Consider the following 21713-nt stretch of genomic DNA (forward strand, 5'->3'; position numbering starts at 1 on the left):
ATCATCTTCTTTGTTACGATGCGAATGATTTGTTTCGTGTCTAATGTAACCGAAATTTTCTCCATTTATGTATGTTAGATAACAGAAAGCTGTTGGCATCACCAACAGCTTTCTCGTTCTATTAAGAAGAGTGTACTTTAAGCTTTTTAAATTCCTCCGTTAACATCGGCACAACATCAAATAAGTCTCCGACAATCCCATAGTCAGCAACTTTAAAAATGTTTGCCTCTGGATCTTTGTTAATGGCAACGATTACTTTTGAGTTTGACATTCCAGCTAAATGTTGGATTGCTCCAGAAATACCACAAGCAATGTAAAGGTCTGGTGTTACAACTTTACCTGTTTGGCCAATTTGTAACGAATAGTCGCAGTAATCAGCGTCACAAGCACCGCGACTTGCTCCAACTGCTCCCCCTAACACATCGGCTAGTTCTTGGAGTGGCTTAAACCCATCTTCACTTTTCACACCACGTCCACCTGCTACAATCACTTTTGCTTCTGATAAATCAACACCTTCAGTTGCTTTTCTGACAACATCTTGAACAATTGTACGTAAATCTTTAATATCTAGGGATATTGAAGATACGTCACCTGTTCTACCCTCGTCCTTTTCAAGAGCCGGAATATTATTTGGACGAATCGTCGCAAAAATCATACCATCTGTTACGATTTTCTTCTCAAACGCTTTACCAGAAAAGATTGGTCTTGTAAAGACAATATTTCCCCCAACGACTTCAACAGAAGTTGCATCCGAAATTAATCCAGAGTTTAACTTTGCAGCAATTTTTGGTGATAAATCTTTTCCTAATGCCGTGTGACCAAATACGATTCCTTCTGGTTTTTCCTCCTCAATAACAGCCATTACCGCTTGAGAATAACCATCTGGTGTATAATCCTTTAACTTGTCATGCTCAATTGTTACAACTCGATCCGCTCCATAAGCAATCATCTCAGAAGCTAAATCAACTACTTGATGACCGAATAAAGCCGCAACAACTTCGCCACCTTCAGCTACAACTTTCCCTGCTGCTACCGCCTCAAACGAAACATTTCGTAACGCGCCGTCGCGGACTTCTCCTAATACTAGAACTTTACGTGCCATATTGTTTTCCCCCTGTTTTCCTTTTTTAAAGAACTGCTCTATCCTTTTCGTAAAATTGTTACGTTACTTGTATGAAGCCAGCCCTTTTTTAGTCTCGCCTCAATTTAAAGGAGTTTTAAAACCGTGTCTCTCCCCATCATCCGTATATTAAATCACTTTTGCTTCACTTCTTAATAACGAAACTAATTCTTTCACTTGATCTTGAAGCTCACCTTGTAACACTTTACCTGCCTCTTTTTTCGGTGGTAAGTAAATTTCTAACGTTTTTGTTTTTGCTTCTACATCATCTTCATCAATGTCCAAGTCATCTAATTCTAGCTCTTCAAGTGGCTTTTTCTTCGCTTTCATAATTCCTGGTAGGGAAGGATAGCGCGGCTCATTTAACCCTTGCTGAGCTGTTACTAATAATGGTAACGTTGTTTCAATAACTTCCGAATCCCCTTCCACATCACGAACAATTTTCACATTTTCTCCATCCACTTCGATACTCGTAATGGTTGTAACATACGGGATGTTTAATAATTCTGCTAAACGTGGACCAACTTGCCCTGAACCGCCATCAATCGCTACATTACCGCCTAAAATTAAATCTACTTCTTGGTCTTTTAAATATTCATGTAAAATTTTCGCTGTCGTAAATTGATCTCCATCTTCAAGATCCTCTTCCACATTGATTAAAACCGCTTTATCACAGCCCATTGCTAATGCTGTGCGAAGCTCCTTTTCACTTTCTTCTGAACCAACTGTTACAACGGTAATTTCGCCACCATGCTCATCTCGCAATTGAATGGCTTCTTCAATTGCATACTCATCATAAGGGTTAATAATAAATTCTGCACCATCTTCAACAATACGGCCATTTTCAATGACGATTTTTTCTTCCGTATCAAACGTTCTTTTCATAATCACGTAAATATTCATGTTTCCATCCCCTTTGTTATGTTTAAGACATATTGATTTATTAAAATGCAAGGATTCCCCATTCTTGAATTTATCCTTATTTGCCTACAAATGTTGGTTTACGCTTTTCTATAAAGGCTTGAATCCCCTCTTTTGCGTCATCGCTTGTAAATACTGTTCCAAATAATTCTGCTTCTTTATTAACTCCATCTTGGAATCTTTCATTTTTGCTATAAAAGGCAAGTTCAATCGCAGCCTTAACTGAAACTGGAGATTTTTCCGCCACTTTTGCAGCAAGCGCCATTACTCGATCCATCAATTCTTCTTCATCGACAACATGATTCACTAATCGATATTTGTATGCTTCTTCACCTGTAATCGGCTCACTCGTTAACAACATTTCAAGCGCTTTCGCTTCACCTACGTAGCGAGGTAAGCGTTGAGACCCTGCAAACCCTGGAATGAGACCTAATTGTAATTCAGGTAAACCTAGCTTAGCTGTTTTTGTTGCGACACGAATGTGACAAGCCATAGCTAACTCAAGTCCGCCACCAAGAGCAGCGCCGTGTATCGCCGCAATAATCGGTTTTGGGAATGACTCCATTTTTTCAAAAACCGCTTGTCCATCTGCTGCAAGTTTTGAAAACTGTTCAGCACTCTCGATTGTAGTGAATTCTTTTATATCTGCTCCTGCCGAGAAAAATCTTCCTTCTCCATGGAGGACGATTACTCGAATGTCATCATCTTGCTCAATATCGCTAAGCAATTTGGAAAGCTCTTTCAAAACTGTAGACGCTAAAGCATTTGCAGGTGGACGATGAAACGTAATTGTTGCAACATGATTTTCTTTTTTGACTGACAGAAATTCCAAGCCACTTTCCTCCTTTATCCTTGTAAAACATGTTTTTTGGCTCTTTTCAACATGATTGCTATTCACGGATAACAAAGAGAGGCACAAGCAGCTCAATCAGTGACTGAACGCTTGCTCACCATCTTCTCTCACTTAATGAACAACAATCTTCACTGTCATTCATTATTGTTAAGCGTAGCATCGTTTGAAAAAAGCCTATATGTTGAAAAGAGGCTGCATCTCAAGATTTATTCGGATGCTAATTCCTCTTGCCAAACCCATTCATTAATAACTCATATACCGGAGGGACAAGATCAAGTAGATTGTACTTTTGATCATTCATGACCCACGTTGTCGCAATCTCATCGACAACTCCGAAAATCATTTGACGAGCGATACGGAGATCAAGGTCTTGTCGAAACTCATTTGTCATTCTTCCATGCTCAATGATGTCATCAATCACGTTTAAATATGATTTTAATACTTGATTGATTTTTTGACGAAGCTCACGATTTGTTTGCCTCAACTCTAATTGAGTGACAATGGCATAATGAGGATCTTGAACAAATTGAGCGAAATGATTTTCTACTAATGTATATAATTTCTCTGAAGCTGTCTGTTTTCCTTCTAATTTATGAAGAATTTTTTCTACATGTAGTCCCATTTTTTCTTTGAATAAAGAAATCAATATATCTTCTTTATTTTTAAAATATAAATAGATAGTTCCATCAGCGACTCCTGCTTGCTTCGCAATTTTTGAGACTTGTGCTGCGTGGTAACCATTTTCTGCAATAATAACAACTGCAGCATCAATAATTTTTTTATATTTCGGTCGTTTATCTTTCAACATAACTCTTCCTTTCGAAAATGAATGATTATTCATTCATAACTTAATATTAATAATTTGCTGAAAAATTGTCAACCATCCTTCTTAATATTAAAAAAAAAGCTGCCTTGAATGCTACTGGCAGCAATTAGTGAACCTTTTTCAGCTTTTCCTTTTCTTCTTCAACTAATTGGCGCCGCAAAATTTTCCCAACTGCTGTTTTAGGTAATTCTTTTCTAAATTCATATATTTTTGGTACTTTAAACGCCGCTAAATGCTTCCTTACAAATTGGTCTAATTCTTCTTCAGTTATTTGTACGCCATCTTTTAAAACAACATACGCTTTGACGGTTTCTCCACGGTAAGGATCTGGAACACCCGCAACAACGGCTTCTTGAATTTTTTCATGCTCGTATAAAACTTCTTCAATTTCACGTGGATAAATATTAAATCCACCAGCTATAATCATATCTTTTTTACGATCTACAATATAGAAATATCCATCTTCATCCATATATCCGACATCACCTGTATAAAGCCAGCCATCTCGAATGACGGCATCCGTCTCGTCCGGCTTGTTCCAATATCCTTTCATTACTTGCGGCCCTTTCACAATTATTTCACCGAGTTCGTTCGGTCCAGCCATTTCACTTTTTTCAAACGAATAAATCCCCGCATCCGTATTCGGCCATGGGATTCCAATACTCCCCCTTTTCCCATTGTTCGAATGTAATAAATTCCCATGAGTAACAGGTGATGCTTCAGATAATCCATACCCTTCGACCAGCTTTCCACCTGTTTCTTTTTCAAATTGTTGTTGTATCTCAACAGGTAAAGGAGCAGAACCGCTAATACAATATTTGATAGATGATAAATCGTATTTTTTTAATTGTTCATGATTTAATAATCCGATATAAATGGTCGGTGCACCTGGGAAAAGAGTAGGTTTTTGCTTATCAATAACTTTTAATACATCAAGCACTTCAAACTTCGGTACTAAAATCATTTTATAGCCTTCCATTATCGATAAATTCATCACCGTTGTCATTCCGTATACATGAAAAAACGGTAAAATTCCTAAGATCGATTCTTTCCCACGCTCACAATCATGGAGCCATACAGAGCACATTTTTGTATTGGAGGCTAAATTATTATGTGTTAGCATAACACCTTTCGGAAAGCCTGTTGTACCTCCAGTATATTGCAAAATAGCAACATCTTCCTCAACGTTAATCGGAATATTAAGTTCATTCGCTTCAGACGTCTTCAGTAAATGTTTCCACGGATGTACATCGTTACTTTTTTCAATTTGCACAACAATGTTGTTTTGCTTTTTCTGAACGATTGGATACAGAACATTTTTAGGAAAAGGTAAGTAATCCTTTATACTTGTTACAATGATATGCTCCAAATTTGTTAGCGCTTTCACTTTTGACACCTTTGGGAAAAGTAAATCAAGCGTCACAATAAGAGTTGCTCCACTATCTTTCATTTGATATTCTAGTTCTCTTTCTGTATATAATGGGTTTGTTTGAACAACGATACCTCCAACTTCTAAAACCGCATAGTAAGCGATAACAGCTTGTGGACAGTTTGGAAGCATAATAGAAACTCGATCACCTTTTTGAACCCCTAGTTTTTGAAGATAATTAGCCATCTTTAATGTTTGTTCATACAGCTCGTGAAAGGTTAGCTCCTTACCTAAGAAATAAATAGCTGTTTGATCCGTAAATTCCTCAGCTGCATTTTTCAAATATTGATGAAGTGGCTTTTTCTCCCAATAGATTTCCTGCGGAATTTCGGGTGGATAATGCTTATACCACGGCCTTTTATATTCCATCCATTCGCCCCCTTTTAGAACCTTTTTTATCATTATAACAAAATTAATTTCAGAAATTAATTTATTTTTAGATTTTTATAAAAAATCAACAGTACCTTTCTCCACCCCAGTAAAGGATTCTTACAATGAAAAGGAGTTTTTCCTTACGTCGTAAAGTTATTTGACTCGGGGGCTAGGTGGCAATAATCCCTGAAAACTATTTCTTACATAAAAAATGCTGTGCCTATTCCTTAGACACAACATTTTCAAGTATGTTATTTAAACAAAAAAGAGTAAGTAAATCATGCCTATTACAATAAAAACACCACATAGTACTAATAATACTTTTGCTAATGTCTCCATTTCTACTCTCCCTTAAATCCCAATTCCTGCTCCAATTACGTATGATAAACCGATAGAAATCACCATGGAAATAAAGCCGACTGCTCGATTATCATTTTGAATTTCTTCATCAATTTTAAAACGTGGAGTTAAAAACTCATAAATGAAGTACCCTAATAATAGTAATGTAAATCCATACAATCCCCAGCCAATCATTTCAAGTAACGTATTATGCTGTTCAATCGAGTAACGAAATACATTTGATATCCCGAATATTTTACCACCTGTCGCCATCGCAACAGCTAAATTTCCTTTTTTTATTTCATCCCAGTTTTTATATTTTGTTACAAGCTCAAAAATTGCTAAAAAGACAATTCCGCATAAAACAACAACACTGTAATAAGCTGCTGTTTGTACAAGCTCATGTTCCCAAAATGGATTCATATTCGTCCCCTCAACTTATTTAAGTTCTACAACCGTAACGCCATTTCCACCTTCTGACACATCACCAAAACGCATCGATTTGACGGAACGATGGTTCTTTAAATATTCACGAACACCTTGACGGAGTGCACCTGTGCCTTTTCCATGAATAATATTGACTTTCGGATAACCAGCTAACATCGCGTCATCCAAGTATTTCTCTACTCGTAATAAAGCATTTTCATAACGTTCTCCACGAAGATCAAGCTCTAACGACACGTGATAGTCTTTTCCTTTTACCGTCGCTAACGGCTTATCTTCTACTGGTTTCGGACGACTCTTATATTCCAAATCCGCTTCCTTCACCTTCATCTTTAAAATTCCAATTTGAACTTGCCATTCTCCATCATTTACTTTTTCTAGTAAATGTCCTTTTTGATTCAAACTAATCACTTTCACTTCGTCACCAGGCTGGAGCTTTCTTCTCGATGCTTTCTTCTCAGCTTCTTGTTTCATTTTTGATTTTTCAAATTGTGGTATTGCGGATTCTAATCGTTTCTTAGCATCAATTAATTCGTGATCTTTAATCGTCGCACGTTGATCTTTTTGCATTTTACGAAGCATTCGAATGATCTCTTCAGCTTCTCGTTTCGCTTCCTCAACTTTCATAGCCGCTTTTTTCTCAGCCTCTTCATAAAGTCTGTCACGTTGTTGATTAAATTCGATGATTTGTTGTTGTAATTCACGATGTAATTGTTCCGCTTCTTTTCTTAAATAATTAGATTCTTTTAACTCGATTTCTGCTTGCTTTTTGCTTTCCTCTAACGATGCAATCATTGAATCCACTTCATTACGGTCTTCTGTTATGTGTGACTTTGCACGTTCGATAACACGTTCACTTAAGCCGAGACGTTTGGAAATTTCAAAAGCATTGCTTCGGCCCGGTACGCCAATTAATAATTTGTAAGTAGGTGAAAGTGTTTCAATATCAAATTCAACACTTGCATTGATGACCCCTTCTCGATTATATCCATACGCTTTTAATTCAGGATAATGGGTTGTGGCAATGACACGTGCACCGCGATTCATCACTTCATCTAAAATGGAAATTGCTAAAGCTGCCCCTTCCTGCGGGTCTGTTCCAGCACCTAACTCATCAAATAAAACGAGTGAACGATCGCCTACATTTTTTAAAATATCTACAATATTCACCATGTGGGAAGAGAATGTACTTAAGCTTTGTTCGATGGATTGTTCATCCCCAATGTCCGCATAAACTTCATCAAAAACGGACATAACGGAACCATCTAGCGCAGGAATGTGCAAACCAGATTGGGCCATTAATGTAAATAAGCCAATCGTTTTTAACGTAACGGTCTTACCTCCCGTATTCGGACCTGTAATCACAATGGATGTATAATGTTCCCCTAGCTCAATATCATTGGCGACAACCTCTTCTTGTTTTAACAAAGGGTGTCTAGCCTGATATAGCTTAATAATTCCTCCGTCATTAATAGAAGGTTTTGTTGCTTTTAATGCTTTTGCATACCGTGCTTTTGTAAACATAAAATCAATTTCTTTCATCATCGTTACATTGTGAAGAATGCCATCCCCATGTTCTGCAATGATACTCGATAACTCCGATAAAATTCGTTCAATCTCTTGCTTTTCTTTTATACGAATTTGATTTAACGTATTGTTTAAGTCCACAACGGATTGGGGCTCAATAAATAACGTAGCACCAGAAGATGACTGATCGTGGACGATTCCGCCATATGCCCCTCGATACTCTTGTTTCACGGGAATCACATATCGATCATTTCGAATCGTGACAACGGCATCTGACAACATTTTTTGTGCTGCACTTGAACGAATAATTGATTCTAACTTTTCCCGTACACGAGCTTCTGTTGCCCGTTTACTCGAACGGATTGATCGAAGCACCTCACTTGCACTATCTAACACTTCACCATTATCGTCAATACAACGCTTTATTTTCTTCTCTTCATCTGTATAGATGGTGATTTGACGAACATAATCAATAAAGAAAGGTAAGTTCACCTCTTGTTCTTCTACTAATTCTTCGATAAAGTGCTTCATCTGCCTTGAAGCATACAACGTTCCTGAGATTTCTACTAATTCGATTGGACTGAGCACTCCACCGATTTTTGCCCGTTTCACATGTGCCCGCACATCTTTTAATCCACCTAGTGGAGCGTGTCCTTTTAATCGCAAAATGGTACTTGCTTCATCTGTTTCATCTTGCCATCTTTGCACTTCGTCGACATTTATTGAAGGCATTAATTCATCTACTTTTTCTTTCCCTAATGAAGATGACGCATGCTGCTTTAATTTTTCTTTTATTTTGTAAAACTCTAAAACGTCTAATACCCGGTGTTGCAAATGACATACCTCCTGATTCATAACGCTCAACGTTGACGGGCGTGTTTACGTTTTCGTTTTTGTAAATAATCTTTTAATTTATCAATATCCCATGTGTTTATAACATTGTCGTGCTTCACGTTGCCTTTTATAGCAGTGGACACGCCAATTTTCATATGTTCTAACATTTCAAGATTATGCGCATCTGTATTTATCGCAATTTTAACCCCTTTTTCTTGGGCTTTTTTTACATAGTCGGCACATAAATCTAATCGGTTCGGATTCGCATTCAATTCTAGTATCGTATCCGTTTCCTTTGCTAAATCAAGAAGTAGTTCAATATCTACATTATACCCCTCTCGTTTACCGATAAGCCTTCCTGTCGGGTGGGCAATCATATCAACATAGTTGTTGTATAGAGCTGTTTTTAATCGTTCCATAATTACTTCTTGTGGCTGATTAAAACTTGAGTGAATAGAGGCAATGACAAAGTCTAAATCTTGTAACACTTCATCTTCATAGTCTAGCGTACCATCAGGTAATATATCCATTTCAATCCCTTTTAGAATGGTAAAATCCGAATAAAAGTTTTGTAGCTCTTCTATTTCAGACCTTTGAGCCTTTAAACGCTCTGGCGTTAATCCATTTGCCACTTTTAAAAACTGAGAATGGTCTGTAATGGCAATGTAACGATATCCTTTTTGTCTGCATGCCTCAACCATTTCTTGAATAGAGTAAGCACCGTCACTCCAAGTGGTGTGCATGTGCAAATCACCTTTAATATGCTCGAAAGAAATGAGGGAATCCGGAAGATGATCTACCTCTGTCCCATCCTCTCGGAGCTCTGGACAAATATATGGGAGGGAAAAATGTGCGAAAAACTGCTCTTCTGATTCAAACGTTTTCACGTCACCAGTCTCCAAGTTTTCAACACCGTATTCACTAATTTTTTCTCCCCGTTCTTTCGCTAACTGACGCATTTTTACATTATGTTCTTTTGATCCGGTAAAGTGATGTAATGTCGTTGCAAATGCTTTCGGTTCAACGAGACGAAAGTCAACGTTTACATGTACATCATACAATAGTTGTAACGATATTTTCGTATCACCATTTGCAATAACTTCACCGATGTTTGGAAGCTTCAATAGTTGTTCGCGAACAATTCTTGGCTCATCTGTAGCAATGATAAAGTCTAAATCTTTCACCGTTTCCTTCACTCTTCGTAAACTTCCTGCTCGCGAATAACGGATAACACCCTCAAATGATTGAAGACAATGTTCGATTTCTTCTGCAATTGGGAGCATGTAAGCAAGACTTAATCGTTCTGGTCGACTCCCTAGCTCTTCAATCGCCGCTAATATTTTTTCTTCTGTTTTTTTCCCAAAACCCGCTAATGTTTGAACTTTATGTTCTTCACAAGCTTTTTTTAATGTTTTAACATCAGAAACACCTAATTGATGATATAGCTTAGCAATTTTCTTACCACCTAAGCCGGGGAGCTTCAAGAGGGGAATAAGTCCTTCAGGTACTTCTTTTTTTAATGACTCAAGCACTTCAGACGTCCCGCTTTCAATGAACTCATTTATAACGGCAGCCGTACCCTTTCCAATTCCAGTAATTGCTGTAAAATCTTCAATATGAGAAAGGCTGCGTTCATCTTGTTCCAACGCATTAGCTGCTTTTCGAAAGGCTGATATTTTAAATGGATTTTCCCCTTTTAATTCCATATAAATAGCAATCATTTCTAGTAATTGAATCACTTTCTTTTTATTCATGACCATCCTTTTTACCTCCATCCTATCCTACTATAGATTTTTAGAAATGGATGACTTTTATATTCAACGTTAATCGTTAGTGACTTACTAATTACATTTAAATCCTACCATTAAAAAGAGAAGGACGATGGGGACCTTCAGATCACCTCGTCCTTTATCTTATAACGGCCAATAAGTCCCCATCACATTAAACGGCTTGACCGTTTCCAATATACGTTATCCAAAGCTCATGTATTTTATCTGAAAAATAAGGTGTATGATTGACCATGAAGTTAGCCAATATAGATTTGTCTAGTAATTGTTGAATGCCTTCAATGGGCAAAAGTGCAGCAATAAAAAGTATGATAAACATAATTAAGTACGTTTCAACAAACCCAAATACACCTCCAATAAGACGGTTCATTTGTTTTAAAATAGGGAGCATCGTGACAAAATCTAGCATTGAGCCAATCACTTGCATCACAATTTTCGTCCCAATGAACAAGATGACAAAAGCGACTGCATGGTAATACGATTCTTCCATATGTTCCCCGTTTAATAATGAAAAAACTTGGTTTGCTTCTCCTACTTCCGGATACGGTACCCATAGACGTAAATTCGGTGCAAAATCATCATAATATATAACAGCCACGATATACGCAACGATAAAGCCTGCAAAATAAATAATTTGCAAAATAAAGCCTCGTTTTAAGCCGACAAGAATACCTACTAGTAAAAAGAATAGTAAAATTAAATCTAGCATTTTCGTTTTCAGTCCTTTTCTTGCAATTGTTTTTCTAGATTCTCACACTGTTCCTTTAATTTTATATAATCATGTACAACATTTACAGCAGTTAAAACAGCTAATTTATTTATATCAAGTGTTGGATTTTTACGGCTAATCTCTCTCATTTTCTCATCTACAATCGAAGCAACCATACGCATATGACTTGTAGATTCGCGACCAACAATGGAAAATTGTTGACCATATATATCAACGGTCGTTTTATTTTTAGGTTGTTCAGACAAAGCAAATCCTCCATCCTATTCATTGAAACTTTTCCGATTATGAACAGACAAAATCCTAAACATAATCATAACATGTTTAATTACTTTATGGAAAGAACATCCGCCTAAGGGTATGATAGTAGATAGAAATTTTTGAAAGCGAGGTTCTTTTTTTGTCTAATTGTGTTATAAAAGTAAACAAAACAAGCATGGAACAAATCAACGAGCATTACAAGCCGTATTTTCACGATAAAGTTCCACAAGGTGCATTATTTACCGCAAAAGTAGACGGTTGTACAATTACAGCTTACCATTCTGGGAAGGTTTTGTTTCAAGGGCCAAAAAGTGAGATAGAAGCAGCTAAGTGGGGAGAAAAAGAAGCTTCCAAACCGAAACAATCGAAACATCTAAACGAGTCCTCTCCCTATCAACCACCTAATAACATTTCATCTATGTCCGTCATCGGTTCAGATGAAGTAGGTACAGGTGACTATTTCGGTCCCATTACAGTGACTGCTGTGTATGTTGACAAAGAAAACATTCATGCGCTAAAGCAGTTAGGTGTCAAAGATTCAAAAAATTTAAGCGACACACACATTCGCACAATTGCGCAAAAGCTCATTCACAAAGTACCGTATAGCTTACTTATTTTACATAACGAGAAGTATAATGAACTTCAGAAAAAAGGAATGAGCCAAGGAAAGATGAAAGCAGTGCTGCACAATCAAGCGATTAATCATGTACGAAAAAAAATTGCACCTACAATTCCTGAAGCTGTGCTTATTGACCAATTCGTTCAGCCTGATATTTATTTTCGTCATAACATAAATAAAGAAATACCCTTAAAAAACCGAACATACTTTAGTACGAAAGCGGAAGGTATTCACATCGCCGTCGCTTGTGCATCCATTATTTCTCGATATGCCTTTTTAAAAGAGATGGATAAATTGTCAGCTGAAGCAGAATTTACTTTACCAAAAGGAGCGGGACATAAGGTAGATGAAGCGGGGGCTAAATTAATTAAGTTAAAAGGAGAAAAGTCCCTATACCATTTCACTAAATATCATTTTGCCAACACGGAAAAGGCGAAAAAACTTTTTTATAAGCAATAAAAGAAGGTGCATGGCTGCACCTTCTTTTTAAACGTAACTAAACTTGTATCTTACACCCTTATTCGGCTATAAGAAACCGCTGATTTCCATGTGCGGATAATTGAAATCGGCTATTTCGCCGGTTTCAACTATACTGGCCTCTTAACTCTGGCCTCTAACAAAGTCGCGTTAGCGATTTTGTTATCCACGTAACGTTGCTCCAAACTCCTCTTCTACTGCTGTAAGTACTTGAGTATGAGCTTTTGTTACTTCCTCATCCGTTAATGTACGTTCAGGGTCGAAGTAACGTAAGGAGAAAGCGACTGATTTTTTACCAGCTTCTAAATGCTCACCTTCGTAAACGTCAAACACTTTCACGTCCTTCAACAGCTTACCACCTGCAGCAATGATTGTTTCTTTCAATTGACCAGCAGAAACAGTTCGATCCACAACAAGCGCAATGTCTCTAGTGATGGAAGGAAAGCGCGGAATCGTTTCGTAAACGACAGAAGCCGTTTCTGTCGTTAATATACTCGAAAGCGATAGTTCAAAAACATACGTTTCTGATAAGTCATAATCCTTTTGAACGTTCGGATGAAGCTGTCCGATAAAGCCGACAAGCTCTTCTCCATAATAAATTTCAGCCGTTCTACCTGGATGCATTCCTTCACGTTTCGCTTGTTTGTACGTAATGGAAGAAGAAAGGTTTAACACATCGAATAAGCCTTCTAGCACTCCTTTTAAGACAAAGAAATCTACTTTCTTTTTCTCCCCTTGCCATAATTGCTCATGCCACGTACCTGTTATAATTCCGGCAAGACGTTCTTTTTCTGTCGGCTGAACATTACCTTCTGATACGAACACAGAACCAATTTCATACAAAGCAACATCATCTAGCTGTCTTGCATTATTGTATTTTACGACCTCTATTAAATGAGGGATTAAGCTTAGACGAAGAACACTGCGATCCTCACTCATTGGCAGAGATAAACGTGTCAATTCACTTTCTTCAAGAGCATATAATGGCGCTTTTTCTTCACTCGTTAATGAGTAAGTAATGGCTTGATATAGTCCTGCACCTTCTAAATAGCGATGTACTTTACGACGCTTTTTTTGATAGTCCGTTAACATTCCTGGCGATTGAGAAGCTACAGGTAATGTTGTTGGAATGTGATCATATCCATATAATCGTGCGACTTCTTCAATTAAATCTTCTTCAATTGCAATGTCACCACGACGTGTTGGAACCGTTACTTCCATCATCCCATTTTGTTCTGTCACTTCAAACTTTAGGTGCTTAAAAATAGCGACCATTTCATTCGTTTCAATTGCTGTACCTAATAAACGATTAATTCGCTCAGCACTTATCGAAATGATTTTCTGCTCAACATCAAGTGTATTTACCTCAACAATTCCATCTAATACTTTGCCGTCTGCTAATTCAGTCATTAATTGCGCCGCACGTTCGAGCGCTTTTAAGACACGGTTTGGATCGATTCCTTTTTCAAAACGAACACTAGATTCGCTACGTAAACCGTGATCTTTCGAAGCTTTACGAACGGTTTGAGGATGGAAATAAGCAGCCTCAAGTAAAATAGTGTTCGTATCATCCTGTACTTCTGAATTCGCTCCACCCATGACACCCGCAAGTGCTACCGGCTCGCTTCCGTTCGTAATAACGAGATGATCTTTTGTTAATACACGTTTTTGTTCGTCTAATGTTACGATTTGCTCCCCATCTTTTGCTTTTCGAACGACAATTTCTTTTGAACCTAGACGATCATAATCAAATGCGTGTAGTGGCTGCCCGTATTCAAGTAATACATAGTTTGTAATATCTACAATATTATTGTGTGGGCGAATGCCCGCTGCCATTAAACGTGTTTGCATCCATAAAGGGGATGGTGCAATTTTCACATCTTTAATGACTCTCGCTGCATATAATGGGTTTTCTTCTGACGCTTCCACTTTTACGGAAATATAGTCTGAAGCTTTTTCATCAATTGACTGAAATGACGGCTCTGGAAGCTTCACATCTTGCTTTAAGATCGCTGCTACTTCATAGGCAACACCGAGCATACTTAAACAGTCCGAACGATTCGGTGTTAAACCAAGCTCAAGCACTTTGTCATCAAGATTTAGCACTTCTAACGCATCACGCCCGACTTCTACGTCGCTTGAGAAGACGAAAATTCCTTCCTGATATTCTTTCGGAACAAGTTTCCCTTCTACTCCAAGCTCTTGTAATGAACAAATCATCCCATGTGATGCTTCTCCACGAAGTTTCGCTTTTTTAATTTTAAAGTTTTCAGGAAGTACAGCCCCGACTTTTGCAACCGCTACCTTTTGACCTTTATCGACATTAGGTGCACCACAAATGATTTGAACAGGTTCTTCTTCACCGATATCGACTAAACATTTATTTAATTTATCAGCATTAGGGTGTTGTTCTTTTTCTAAAACGTGACCAATGACGACGCCTTTTATGCCATCATTTTTCACTTCAACCCCTTCAACTTCAATTCCACTTCTTGTTATTTTTTCGGCTAGCTCTTCCGCCGAAATATTCGTTAAATCAACATACTCGCTCAACCAATTATAAGAAACGAACATTTTTAGAAAATCCTCCTTACGCCTGCTTAAACTGTTTTAAAAACCTGACATCATTTGTGTAAAAATGACGAATATCATCAATTCCATATTTCAACATCGCAATACGTTCAGGTCCCATTCCAAACGCAAATCCACTATACTTTTTCGAATCAAACCCAGCCATTTCAAGTACATTTGGATGTACCATACCTGCTCCTAATATCTCAATCCATCCTGTTCTTTTACATACATTACACCCTTTACCAGCACATGAGAAGCACGATACATCAACTTCAACAGAAGGTTCTGTAAATGGGAAGAAGCTCGGACGCAAACGAATTTCCCGATCCTCACCGAATAGTTTTTTCGCAAATACTTCAAGTGTCCCTTTTAAATCACTCATCCGGATGTTTTCATCGACAACAAGGCCTTCAATTTGTGTGAATTGATGAGAATGTGTCGCATCATCGTTATCACGACGATATACTTTTCCAGGACAAATAATTTTAACAGGTCCTTGCCCTTTATATTTTTCTAACGTTCTTGCTTGAACAGGCGATGTGTGCGTACGCATTAATACTTCTTCCGTAATATAGAAAGAGTCTTGCATATCACGAGCAGGATGTCCTTTTGGTAAGTTTAATGCTTCAAAATTGTAATAATCTGTTTCCACTTCTGGGCCTTCTGCCACCGTATACCCCATTCCGATAAACAAATCTTCAATTTCTTCGATAACAGCTGTTAACGGATGATGATTTCCTACTCGGACAGGACGTCCTGGCAATGTGACATCAATCGTTTCTTGAGCAAGTTTCTTTTCAACTTCTTCTTGCTCAAGTTTTGATTGCTTATTTGAAATTTCTGTCGCAATCGCTTCACGTACTTCATTGGCAAGCGCTCCAATTTTTGGTCGCTCTTCTTTCGATAATTTTCCCATACCTCGGAGTACTTCGGTAATGGGTCCTTTTTTCCCTAAATAGGAGACACGGACCTCATTTAACATTTTTAAATCCGTCGCCTCTTGAATACGCTCAAGCGCTTCGTCACGAAGCTGTAATAACTGCTCTTGCATAAATATCCTCCTTTTTATCAAAATCCTCTGTTGTGCAAGGTTATTTTTTTGCAATAAAAAACTCGCCCCTATATAAGGGACGAGATATTCGCGGTACCACCCTTGTTAACAAAGAAATCATTCTCTTTGTTCACTTCTTCATCGATAACGGCTTTTAACCGGTACACCTTTACATATATAGTTCATATATGGTCCAAGTGTCTACTCAGGAGGTGAATTCATTTACCTCTACCATAAAAATGCTTTCAGTCACGGCATTTTCTCCCTAAATGGCGAGTTTGTAAACTACTCTTCTCCATCATTGTTGTTTCCATTATTTAATTGATTTTTATTATAAAAAAAAATAATCCAATACGCAATATCATTTGACGAAATGGTACATTAAAATCGCGGAGGCAACAGCTACATTTAACGATTCTGCTTTTCCGTAAATTGGAATGTATAAATTTTGATCCGTTAATTGCAGCACGTGTTCTGAAACACCATTTCCTTCATTCCCTACGATAAGAGCAAATTCGCTGCTAGGCTTTATATTGCGATAAGACGTTCCGTTCGTTAAAGACGTTCCGTATACCGGAACATTCATCTTTTTTAATTCGCTTATAACGTCTCGTAAATCCTCTTTTACAATCGGCACGTGAAAAATCGATCCTTGTGTTGAGCGAATTACTTTCGAGTTATATACATCAACGGTTCCTTTCCCTAAAACAACAGCATCAAGCTTAGCGGCATCAGCTGTTCGGATAATGGTTCCTAAATTTCCTGGATCTTGGATTGAATCGATTAACAAGACCTTACGAAAAGTTGGCAACAGATGCTCTTCCTTTTGACGGCACACCGCTATAATTCCTTGTGGTGTTTCTGTTTCACAAAGCTCTTTCATAATAGCAGGTGTTACTTTCGTTATGTCTACTTGTTCAACCGACCAATCTGATGGAATAACGACTTTTTCTGAAAGAATCAGCTCTACTGCTACCTTCGCTTTTAAGGCTTCCTCTACTAAATGAAAGCCTTCAACTAAAAATTGTTTCGTTTTGTCACGCTCTTTTTTCGTTAATAGCTTTTTTAACGCTTTAATTTTTGGGTTTTTCACCGATTCAAGCACTTTCAATTCGTGTCGATCTGCTACTAAAAACATAGACAAATATACGTATCTATGCTAGATTCTTCCTGCTTCACCGTGTCCTCTTTTGCCACTTGCTCGCTACTTGAGTTTGGTCTAACACTCCGCAGGCGTAAATTCCGATGTAGCCCACCGTACATATATACGTTATCGAGAAGTGATAATCGTATATTCGCTTGCATATTTAAGATTTAAACTAGCATTAAAGTCTCGATCTAGTTCTGTGTCGCAGTTATGGCATTTGAACATTCTATCAGATAGCTTTAGGTCTACTTTCTTAAAGCCACAGCTAGAGCATAATTTAGAAGATGGATAAAACCGACTGACTAATCGTAATTCAATACCATACTGATTACACTTTGATTGTAGCCATTCTCGAAAGCGATAGAACTTCTGCTTGCTTACTGAATCAGATAGGTGTTTATTTTTCTGCATGCCTCTTACGTTCAAATCTTCAATCGTGATAAATGTTGGCTTGGCTTTCACCAATTTATTCACCACATAGCGAATATATTCTTCTCGGATATTGGCTAATCTAGCATGTATTTTTTGAATACGAAGTATATTTTTGTTTATGTTCGCTCTTTTTTTAGTAGCAGGTTCACCACCCTTCTTTTTTAAATGTTCGTACTTGCGAGACAAAGAGCGTTGTTCTCGTTTTAACGTTCTTTCTAATTTTCTTACTTTCTCTGTCTTGTTGATGTTTTTAAATTCGCTATTATGACTACAAACAGCAAAATCTTTAACACCTAAGTCTACACCAATGCCGTCTTTTATGTGTATTGGTTGATTCCTATCTTCTACTTCACACAACACAGATACATAGTATCTTCCTGCTTTATGCGATATCGTGCCACTTCTCACGACAGCATTGGTCGGGATATAACCAAATTCTTTTAGTCGAACCCAACCCATTGTAGGAATTTTAATTCGATGCCTTTCAACAGCCCAGTCCGTTTTGTTGTTCTTCGGAAAGTATGCTTTTACATCTTGATTCTTTTTCTTTTTAAATCTAGGAAATTTAGCGAATCCTTTAAAGAAATTCTTAAATGCCCTCTCAGCATTCATGATGGATTGCTTAACCGCCTTACTGGAAACATCCTTAATCCATCGGTCATGTTCTTTTGTATAAACATTGTTAAGCCATTTAGAGAAGTCGTATCCACTCATAAAAGTCTTTTCTTTTTCGTAGTATTCTTTGTTTGTCGCTCTAGATATAGATTGTAGACATAGCGACAAACACCGATCGTTTTATGGATTTTTTGCATCTGATGGTTTGTTGGTTTGATTTCTACATTGTATGCCCTTTTCAACGTCTACATCCTCCCCAGACACATTTAAAAGTTCAGCAAACTCTTTCATATACACATACCATCACATATGAATACTTTTGTCCATATTTTAAATAACTATTAAAAATCTCCTTCAACATTAAACATTTACTTTTTATAGCGTTTCAAGCGTACCATCATCTTACTCTTCTTTTCAAGCTTTCATACATATTAAAAAGTTCACCGGTAAAAATATAGAATAGATTCCAGCATTAAATGGAATACGAAAAGTGTATATTTCATTCATATTTGTATCTCCATCATAAAGGGGGTGAAAGGATGAACTTAAACTTACGAAATGCAATCATTGCAAATGTTTCCGGTAATACACAAGAGCAATTGAAAGATACTATTGTGGACGCAATTCAAAGTGGAGAAGAAAAAATGCTTCCTGGTCTCGGAGTTTTGTTTGAAATCATTTGGAATCATTCAGATGAAAATGAAAAACAAGAGATGCTCCAATCATTAGAACAAGGATTAAAATAATAAGTTTCTTATTTTAGGAAAAGGGTGAACGATTGACCGTTCACCCTTTCTCATTAATCGAACGTAATATTTTGAACTGTTTCTTGATCAAGGCGCTTAATAACTTCCGTAATCAATTTCACCGTATTTTCATAATCATCACGGTGCAATAGTGCTGCGTGTGAATGAATATAGCGTGTTGCGATCGTGATGGATAAGGCTGGGACCCCATTGGCTGTTAAATGAATCGCACCGGAATCAGTTCCTCCTCCCGGCAACGCATCAAACTGGTAAGGGATGTTTAACTCATCTGCTATTCCCGTTACGAAATCACGTAATCCTTTATGTGATACCATCGATGCATCGTATAAAATAATTTGTGGTCCATCGCCTAATTTCCCTTGCGCCTCTTTTTCTGTTACTCCTGGAGTGTCCCCAGCAATTCCTACATCTACTCCAAAAGCAATATCCGGTTCAATTGTGTGCGCTGACGTACGAGCTCCGCGTAAACCGACTTCTTCTTGTGCTGTACCAACACCGTATACAACGTTTGGATGGTCTACGTCTTTCAAATTTTTCAAAACATCAATCGCAATCGCGCAACCAATTCTATTATCCCACGCTTTCGCTAAAAGCATCTTTTCATTTTTTAATACCGTAAATTCAAAAAATGGAACAATTTGGTCACCAGGACGCACCCCAAATTCCATTGCTTCTTCACGGCTTGAGGCACCAATATCGATAAACATATCTTTTATTTCAACTGGTTTTTTACGCTGTTCAGGCGGTAAAATATGGGGTGGTTTTGACCCAATAACACCTGTCACATCACCTTTATTTGTCACGATTGTTACACGCTGTGCTAGCATAACTTGGCTCCACCAGCCACCAACCGTTTGAAAGCGAACAAACCCTTTAGCATCAATTTGTGTAACCATGAAGCCTACTTCATCTAAATGTCCAGCTACCATAATCTTAGGCCCATTTGCGTCACCAACTTTTTTCGCAATTAAGCTTCCAAGACCGTCTGTACTTACCTCATCAGCGAAAGGTGTTATGTATTTCTTCATGACGTCACGCACTTCGCGTTCATTGCCAGGAATTCCTTTTGCATCTGTTAATTCTTTCAGCATTGTTAACGTTTCATCTAAGTTTGCCAAGCTAATTCCTCCTTTTTTTCACACAATCCCATTATACAAAAAGTCGAAATTTTCTACAAAGACAGCGTGTTAATATCCTTGATTTTGCCGCTCATGGTTCACTTCATTTTTAGAAACGTATGCATGATACACATCATCCATTGTAAAATGTAACGAAACACCTAAGTTTAAATAACGGTGGAAAAGTTGTATATAATGTTCTTTTGATCTATTATTTTTAAATCTAGAAATGTCTTCATATATCATTAAAAATTGTGTTGTCAAATCTTCTTTAGATGGCTCAGGACTTGGAATGTTTACGGCTGTCATGTTTAATTCAATTCCAATCGATAACAAAAAGTGAAGACCATCCACATATTCTTCTAAAATGATTTTCTTTTCTGATGGTGGCTTCAAACTCCAAAATTTGAAGCAGCGCGTTTCATTAGCCAACTCCCCAATTTCTACGAGAAGTGCTAATAATTTTCTTTCAATAAGCGACTCATTTTGTAATTCATGCTTCATTTCAATTCGCTTGTCCAATTCTCGTTGCATGTCAAATAAAAGGTTTAAATTCATCTTAAGTTTCACTCCTATATGTTCGTCCTACAAAAAAATTATAACAAATTCATTTTTTGTTGAAACCTTTCTGTTCGAAAATCGTATGGAAAGCATAAAGCAATTATCGTTAGAGTGAAACAAGATATTTGAGTATGTGTTAGGGAGGCATCATTCCATGATAGTCCTTATTCTTCGTCTTTTATTATTTGCGTTCATTGTATTTCTTATCTATCGTTTCATTAAATATTTTTTAAGCCCTAAACGAAAACTGGAATTAGCCTATGAACAAAAATCTTTCTATCTTTTAGATGACATTGAAAACGTCAGGAAAAATTTTCTTTTAACATACAAAGGAGCTTTATTTGAAGGGGAGAAATATTTAGGTACAACAGATCAATCATTTGAAGTCATCTCCATATTCATTTGGACTAAAACACCGAATCAACTGAAAGGGTTAAAGAAGGAGGATTTCCGTTTTATTGAGGAGACCTTAAAAAATAGCTATCCATATGCAAAAATCGATTGGAAAAGTCCCGTTAAAGAATTTCTTCAAAAAGAGAAATAGAAGGAATGTCCCAACGCATATAGCGTGCCAAGCAATTCGGCTCGCTATATGCGTAATAGGAATAAGATAAAAATATGCAAAATCGCCAAGAACGGAAAGCCATATTTGAACGATAAATGTTTTGTTTTATGTCGAAATGACCACATAGCAAAAGTCATAAAAATCGCCCCACCGAACCATGCCATCAACCATAATGTTTTTTCTTTTATTCTCCATTCACCTCGTTTTGCTCTCATTTTATCTTTATACATCATGGCATAACCAACTATATTGATCGCTATGTAATAATAGATTAATTCCATTATCTCCTCACCTTAATTGCCTCAGTATTCTGATAGATCAGCCTTATGAGATTAAAATAAAAGACC

General features: G+C 37.3%; 19 protein-coding genes, 1 pseudogene and 1 other annotated feature. Of the genes and pseudogenes, 3 read left to right on the forward strand and 17 right to left on the reverse strand.

Annotated elements, in window-relative coordinates:
- Nucleotides 1-121: 121 nt before the first annotated feature.
- From MLD65_RS07260 to zapA, 10 genes are all read right to left on the reverse strand, one after another.
- A complete protein-coding gene (locus tag MLD65_RS07260) occupies nt 122-1102 on the reverse strand; it encodes an electron transfer flavoprotein subunit alpha/FixB family protein (RefSeq protein ID WP_243291203.1) in 981 nt (326 codons plus the stop codon).
- 147 nt (nt 1103-1249) lie between these two features.
- Entirely contained in the window at nt 1250-2023 is a 774-nt protein-coding gene (locus MLD65_RS07265) for an electron transfer flavoprotein subunit beta/FixA family protein (protein ID WP_243291204.1), read from the reverse strand.
- 76 nt (nt 2024-2099) lie between these two features.
- Nucleotides 2100-2873, reverse strand: coding sequence for an enoyl-CoA hydratase (locus MLD65_RS07270; protein WP_243291205.1), 774 nt, complete (start codon nt 2871-2873; stop codon nt 2100-2102).
- Between the two features lie 238 nt (nt 2874-3111).
- A complete protein-coding gene (locus MLD65_RS07275; protein WP_243291274.1) occupies nt 3112-3699 on the reverse strand; it encodes a TetR/AcrR family transcriptional regulator in 588 nt (195 codons plus the stop codon).
- Nucleotides 3700-3826: 127 nt separating this feature from the next.
- A complete protein-coding gene (locus MLD65_RS07280; RefSeq protein ID WP_481748502.1) occupies nt 3827-5551 on the reverse strand; it encodes a long-chain-fatty-acid--CoA ligase in 1725 nt (574 codons plus the stop codon).
- A 321-nt stretch (nt 5552-5872) separates the two neighbouring features.
- Nucleotides 5873-6283 (reverse strand): DUF350 domain-containing protein, encoded by a 411-nt coding sequence (locus MLD65_RS07285; protein ID WP_243291207.1) that lies wholly within the window; start codon nt 6281-6283, stop codon nt 5873-5875.
- Between the two features lie 15 nt (nt 6284-6298).
- Nucleotides 6299-8665 (reverse strand): endonuclease MutS2, encoded by a 2367-nt coding sequence (locus MLD65_RS07290; protein WP_243291208.1) that lies wholly within the window; start codon nt 8663-8665, stop codon nt 6299-6301.
- A gap of 26 nt (nt 8666-8691) precedes the next feature.
- Nucleotides 8692-10425 (reverse strand): DNA polymerase/3'-5' exonuclease PolX, encoded by a 1734-nt coding sequence (polX, locus tag MLD65_RS07295; protein WP_243291209.1) that lies wholly within the window; start codon nt 10423-10425, stop codon nt 8692-8694.
- Between the two features lie 181 nt (nt 10426-10606).
- Nucleotides 10607-11161 (reverse strand): CvpA family protein, encoded by a 555-nt coding sequence (locus tag MLD65_RS07300; protein ID WP_243291210.1) that lies wholly within the window; start codon nt 11159-11161, stop codon nt 10607-10609.
- Between the two features lie 8 nt (nt 11162-11169).
- Complete coding sequence (zapA, locus tag MLD65_RS07305; protein WP_243291211.1) at nt 11170-11427, reverse strand: cell division protein ZapA; 258 nt, start codon at nt 11425-11427, stop codon at nt 11170-11172.
- 152 nt (nt 11428-11579) lie between these two features.
- On the opposite strand from zapA, the gene rnhC reads away from it, so the two are divergent.
- Complete coding sequence (rnhC, locus tag MLD65_RS07310; protein WP_243291212.1) at nt 11580-12518, forward strand: ribonuclease HIII; 939 nt, start codon at nt 11580-11582, stop codon at nt 12516-12518.
- A 180-nt stretch (nt 12519-12698) separates the two neighbouring features.
- Here the strand turns inward: rnhC and pheT are convergent, their stop codons facing one another.
- The 4 genes and pseudogenes from pheT to MLD65_RS07330 form a co-directional block, all read right to left on the reverse strand.
- The gene (gene pheT, locus MLD65_RS07315) at nt 12699-15110 is read right to left on the reverse strand and encodes a phenylalanine--tRNA ligase subunit beta (protein WP_243291213.1); all 2412 of its coding nucleotides are present in this window, start codon (nt 15108-15110) and stop codon (nt 12699-12701) included.
- A gap of 16 nt (nt 15111-15126) precedes the next feature.
- Nucleotides 15127-16161, reverse strand: coding sequence for a phenylalanine--tRNA ligase subunit alpha (gene pheS / locus MLD65_RS07320; RefSeq protein WP_243291214.1), 1035 nt, complete (start codon nt 16159-16161; stop codon nt 15127-15129).
- A gap of 72 nt (nt 16162-16233) precedes the next feature.
- Nucleotides 16234-16472 (reverse strand) — a binding site (T-box leader).
- Between the two features lie 50 nt (nt 16473-16522).
- Nucleotides 16523-17299, reverse strand: a complete 777-nt coding sequence (locus tag MLD65_RS07325) for a TrmH family RNA methyltransferase (protein WP_243291275.1) — start codon at nt 17297-17299, stop codon at nt 16523-16525.
- A 132-nt stretch (nt 17300-17431) separates the two neighbouring features.
- A pseudogene (locus tag MLD65_RS07330) lies at nt 17432-18597 on the reverse strand (RNA-guided endonuclease InsQ/TnpB family protein).
- Between the two features lie 297 nt (nt 18598-18894).
- Between MLD65_RS07330 and sspI the strand changes: the two are divergent.
- On the forward strand, nt 18895-19101 hold the full coding sequence (gene sspI / locus MLD65_RS07335) for a small acid-soluble spore protein SspI (protein WP_243291215.1): 207 nt from the start codon (nt 18895-18897) through the stop codon (nt 19099-19101).
- A gap of 53 nt (nt 19102-19154) precedes the next feature.
- Here the strand turns inward: sspI and MLD65_RS07340 are convergent, their stop codons facing one another.
- Together MLD65_RS07340 and MLD65_RS07345 are read right to left on the reverse strand one after the other, a co-directional pair.
- Nucleotides 19155-20240, reverse strand: a complete 1086-nt coding sequence (locus tag MLD65_RS07340; protein ID WP_243291216.1) for a M42 family metallopeptidase — start codon at nt 20238-20240, stop codon at nt 19155-19157.
- 69 nt (nt 20241-20309) lie between these two features.
- Nucleotides 20310-20798 (reverse strand): dUTP diphosphatase, encoded by a 489-nt coding sequence (locus MLD65_RS07345; protein WP_243291217.1) that lies wholly within the window; start codon nt 20796-20798, stop codon nt 20310-20312.
- A gap of 157 nt (nt 20799-20955) precedes the next feature.
- Here MLD65_RS07345 and MLD65_RS07350 point away from each other — a divergent pair, with 157 nt between their 5' ends.
- Nucleotides 20956-21345 carry a sigma-w pathway protein ysdB gene (locus tag MLD65_RS07350; protein ID WP_243291218.1) on the forward strand — a complete coding sequence of 130 codons (390 nt, stop codon included), beginning with the start codon at nt 20956-20958 and terminating at the stop codon, nt 21343-21345.
- A 44-nt stretch (nt 21346-21389) separates the two neighbouring features.
- Here the strand turns inward: MLD65_RS07350 and MLD65_RS07355 are convergent, their stop codons facing one another.
- The gene (locus MLD65_RS07355) at nt 21390-21647 is read right to left on the reverse strand and encodes a DUF1294 domain-containing protein (RefSeq protein WP_243291219.1); all 258 of its coding nucleotides are present in this window, start codon (nt 21645-21647) and stop codon (nt 21390-21392) included.
- Nucleotides 21648-21713 lie beyond the last annotated feature (66 nt).

The organism is Bacillus sp. FJAT-47783 (assembly GCF_022808615.1).
Lineage (GTDB): Bacteria > Bacillota > Bacilli > Bacillales > Aeribacillaceae > Bacillus_BZ.

What these genes read in the sequence shown, in the direction of transcription:
- MLD65_RS07260 (WP_243291203.1), bottom strand. Translation starts at nt 1,102, where the DNA reads ATGGCACGTAAAGTTCTAGTATTAGGAGAAGTCCGCGACGGCGCGTTA.
- MLD65_RS07265 (WP_243291204.1), bottom strand. Translation starts at nt 2,023, where the DNA reads ATGAATATTTACGTGATTATGAAAAGAACGTTTGATACGGAAGAAAAA.
- MLD65_RS07280 (WP_481748502.1), bottom strand. Translation starts at nt 5,551, where the DNA reads ATGATAAAAAAGGTTCTAAAAGGGGGCGAATGGATGGAATATAAAAGG.
- MLD65_RS07285 (WP_243291207.1), bottom strand. Translation starts at nt 6,283, where the DNA reads ATGAATCCATTTTGGGAACATGAGCTTGTACAAACAGCAGCTTATTAC.
- polX (WP_243291209.1), bottom strand. Translation starts at nt 10,425, where the DNA reads ATGGTCATGAATAAAAAGAAAGTGATTCAATTACTAGAAATGATTGCT.
- MLD65_RS07300 (WP_243291210.1), bottom strand. Translation starts at nt 11,161, where the DNA reads ATGCTAGATTTAATTTTACTATTCTTTTTACTAGTAGGTATTCTTGTC.
- pheT (WP_243291213.1), bottom strand. Translation starts at nt 15,110, where the DNA reads ATGTTCGTTTCTTATAATTGGTTGAGCGAGTATGTTGATTTAACGAAT.
- pheS (WP_243291214.1), bottom strand. Translation starts at nt 16,161, where the DNA reads ATGCAAGAGCAGTTATTACAGCTTCGTGACGAAGCGCTTGAGCGTATT.
- MLD65_RS07325 (WP_243291275.1), bottom strand. Translation starts at nt 17,299, where the DNA reads ATGTTTTTAGTAGCAGATCGACACGAATTGAAAGTGCTTGAATCGGTG.
- sspI (WP_243291215.1), top strand. Translation starts at nt 18,895, where the DNA reads ATGAACTTAAACTTACGAAATGCAATCATTGCAAATGTTTCCGGTAAT.
- MLD65_RS07345 (WP_243291217.1), bottom strand. Translation starts at nt 20,798, where the DNA reads ATGAATTTAAACCTTTTATTTGACATGCAACGAGAATTGGACAAGCGA.
- MLD65_RS07350 (WP_243291218.1), top strand. Translation starts at nt 20,956, where the DNA reads ATGATAGTCCTTATTCTTCGTCTTTTATTATTTGCGTTCATTGTATTT.
- MLD65_RS07355 (WP_243291219.1), bottom strand. Translation starts at nt 21,647, where the DNA reads ATGGAATTAATCTATTATTACATAGCGATCAATATAGTTGGTTATGCC.